General features: G+C 32.9%; 4 protein-coding genes. 3 read left to right on the plus strand and 1 reads right to left on the minus strand.

The window, feature by feature from the left end; translation table 11 throughout:
* Nucleotides 1-657: 657 nt before the first annotated feature.
* Nucleotides 658-915 carry a hypothetical protein gene (locus IHO13_RS05080; RefSeq protein WP_225538568.1) on the minus strand — a complete coding sequence of 86 codons (258 nt, stop codon included), beginning with the start codon at nucleotides 913-915 and terminating at the stop codon, nucleotides 658-660.
* A gap of 728 nt (nucleotides 916-1643) precedes the next feature.
* On the opposite strand from IHO13_RS05080, the gene IHO13_RS05085 reads away from it, so the two are divergent.
* The 3 genes from IHO13_RS05085 to IHO13_RS05095 are packed head-to-tail and all read left to right on the plus strand — an operon-like array spanning nucleotide 1644 to nucleotide 2575.
* Nucleotides 1644-1862 carry a Fic family protein gene (locus IHO13_RS05085; protein WP_225538569.1) on the plus strand — a complete coding sequence of 73 codons (219 nt, stop codon included), beginning with the start codon at nucleotides 1644-1646 and terminating at the stop codon, nucleotides 1860-1862.
* A 45-nt stretch (nucleotides 1863-1907) separates the two neighbouring features.
* Nucleotides 1908-2417, plus strand: coding sequence for a Fic family protein (locus IHO13_RS05090; protein WP_225538570.1), 510 nt, complete (start codon nucleotides 1908-1910; stop codon nucleotides 2415-2417).
* Between the two features lie 29 nt (nucleotides 2418-2446).
* Entirely contained in the window at nucleotides 2447-2575 is a 129-nt protein-coding gene (locus IHO13_RS05095; protein ID WP_255586115.1) for a hypothetical protein, read from the plus strand.
* The last annotated feature ends 24 nt before the right edge of the window (nucleotides 2576-2599 follow it).

Consider the following 2599-nt stretch of genomic DNA (forward strand, 5'->3'; position numbering starts at 1 on the left):
AATAATAGCTTCAATGTTATAATATTGGAGGAACTTGTCAAGTAGTTTTTTGTTTCTATTGGATGACATTATGACTTTTTTCCACTGTTGTCTATTCACCTTCTGTATAGTGGGAATTGGTATCAGTTCTAGAACTATGTAAAAAGTCCAATATGATTACCGTAATAGTAAAAGCATGAATAAAAGTATTTCATCATTTGAGAGAAATCTATTTTCTAGGTTTGTGAATTTCTCTGAAAGGTAACTTTTTGTGCTGCCTTGGGTAAGATGAACAGTAATAGGTTAAACGGAAGAATAGTCTAGAAATAATGGGTCTAATAGGTGACTTTATACTGTTGTTAAAATCCATATCCATATGTTAAATGCAAAGCTTAAAAGCCCAGTTAGTATAGGTACTGTGTTTGACACTCCTTGGTCAACATCCAAAACAGCCAAATAATGGATAAAGATATAGAGGAGAGTAGGAAATGCTTCAATGCTGCCGTCCACTCATTAGATTTTGGTAAAAATTCAAGTGTGTTAGGAAAAATGATACAATGAAGTATGGAAGTACAATACCTAAGCCAAGAAATAAGAAAATACTAATAAAAGTAAGTATTGATGACTGAATAAAGGCAAAACCTATGGTAGGTGCCATAAAAGGTATAATGCAGGGAACTACAACCAGAGTAAAAGCGTTCCACTGAAAAAACTACCATTAGCTTCATCTAAACGAGAAAAGATAAAAGGAATGTCAAACAAGCCAAAGAAACATAAGCCTATTGTAAACATTACATATAGTAATATTAGTACAAAAACAGGAGATTGTGTATGAAAACCCCAGTCCACTGCACGACCTATGTTACGTAATGTTAATAGCATTAATGACAATATCAACATGCTAGTCAATACTCCAAGAGTGTAGGCTATTGACATTTAGTTCCGGTTTAAATGAGTTGCTAGGGCCATTGATGATTGCTGCTGCTTTTAGAGAAAGAATAGGAAAAACATAAGGCATAAAGTTAAGCATTACATCACCGATAAACGCGTATGCTGAACTTATTAGAAGCTCCAAGATTTTACATATAATTAAAACTATATACGGTTTGAAGTAAAAGAATCTACTTAAATAGTCAATTAACTTTTTGTGCTGGTATGTTAAAAATTTTACACTCCTGTGCTGATGTATCGAAATTTTGTACTTTTCGAGCGTGACTCAGTTGGTAGAGCGTCAGTTTGTGGATCGCCAATTTGATCCTGGTCACTTATCCCACTAAAATTTTTTGCTCTACAGAAGTATAAGCGTGAGCATGTTTTATACATACTCGCTTAGTGTATCCGTTTAGGGGCACGGCTAATGTACAAACATTGAGGCTAAAGTGATGTCATGTAAGTAGCTAACACTGGAACTTAGTAGTTTTTCTTACAATTTTATCAAAATATTAACTTTAACATAAAATAGCCTCTCACGCCTAATGAAACTCACTCTCTAGTATGCTCTTTTGGTTTATGATTTACTAATAGGGTATTTTCGGACGTAATTAGATAAAAATACGGATATGTTTTACATTTCAAAAAATTGTAATAGCATCTGAAATGCTGAAATTAATGAATTTAAAGGAGAATGGGAATTATTTGGTAACTTAGCTCCAGAGCGTTTACAAATGCTCAAAGAAATTGCAACAATTGAAAGTATCGGTTCTTCTACCCGTATTGAGGGAGCAAAACTATCAGATCGTGAAGTTGAACGATTACTACCCAAGCTTGATACATACTCATTCCGTTCTCGGAATGAACAAGAAATAGCAAGATATACATATGTATTTGAAGAAGTATTTCAAAATTTTGAAAACATGTCATTTACAGAAAACGTTGTAAAATAGTTTCATATCTGATTTTTACAATTTTCACATAAAGATCAAAGGCATATGGGAGAATATAAGAAATTTCCCAACCATGTTGAAGCGTTTGATAAATCTGGAAAAAGCTTAGGCATAATTTTTGAAACATCTTCTTCATTCAAAACAGTGATACAGATGCAAGAACTTATCTATTGGACTAGCCAGCAATTAGAAGTGAAATCGTTACACCCTCTATTAATTATTGGTATCTTTATAGTGACTTTTTTAGCTATCCATTTCTTTCAAGGTGGAAATGGAAGATTATCACATATTCTTATAACTTTCTTGTTGCTAAAGTTAGGATATACATACGTACCTTATAGTTCTCTTGAAACTGCAATTGAAAGTAACAAGGAAAGTTATTACTTAGCTTTGCGTCGTACTCAACAGTCTTTAAAAACTGGTAACTATGACTTCAGTCCATGGCTTATGTTTTTCTTAAGATCACTGCAAAAGAAAAAATCTTGTCTTAATCAAAAGGTGTCACGTGAAAAAATGCTAAATCTCTGTTTCCCACCACTTTTGGCTAAATATTAATTTTACTTAGCAAACACGGACGTCTTACAATGAAAGATTTAGAAAATATTACTAAAGCAAACCGAAGTACCTTAAAGAAGCATGTATCTAATCTTGTAAAGGATAGTTACATCACTCAGCATGGAAAAGGCAAAGCAACTTGGTATGTGACTCAATGAGATATATATTCATTTGAACTGTAG

This window comes from Wolbachia endosymbiont of Mansonella perstans (assembly GCF_020278605.1).
In the GTDB taxonomy this organism is placed as follows: Bacteria; Pseudomonadota; Alphaproteobacteria; order Rickettsiales; family Anaplasmataceae; genus Wolbachia.